The organism is Phyllobacterium sp. GQ127, from assembly GCF_059758635.1.
Window position 1 is genome coordinate 1 of sequence record NZ_JCAXDZ010000032.1, and the last position, 374, is coordinate 374.

Genomic DNA, 374 nt, shown 5'->3' on the forward strand with positions numbered 1-374 from the left:
ATACCGCCATTCGTCCAGAACCTGACTTATATCGACCGGGGCGGCGCCCGGGTAACGACGGTCATTCAAACCGAACCGGTGACCATTCAGGTCGCACCGGAATTGACGGATGCCAGTTCGTGGTGGCTTGCTGCCCGCAGCATCACTGCAAAGGAGGAGTGGAGCCGCGATCCCGATGGCATCGACATCGGTCAATCGGTCAAAAGGTCTATCACCATAACCGGAGTGGGTGTAACCGACGACCAACTGCCACCTCGCCCGGAAATCAAGGTGCAGGGATTGATTATTGTTCCGGCGGCCCCGGTGCGAAAAACCGAAATTGGCCTGGGCAAACCGCTGAAACAAATGCCGAAACTAAAAAAACCAGGCCCCTA

At 56.4% G+C, this 374-nt stretch carries 1 pseudogene; it reads left to right on the forward strand.

Annotation, left to right across the window (positions count from 1 at the left end):
• Positions 1 to 374 (forward strand): annotated as a pseudogene (locus tag AC6CHM_RS25135) (hypothetical protein); the annotation flags it as partial.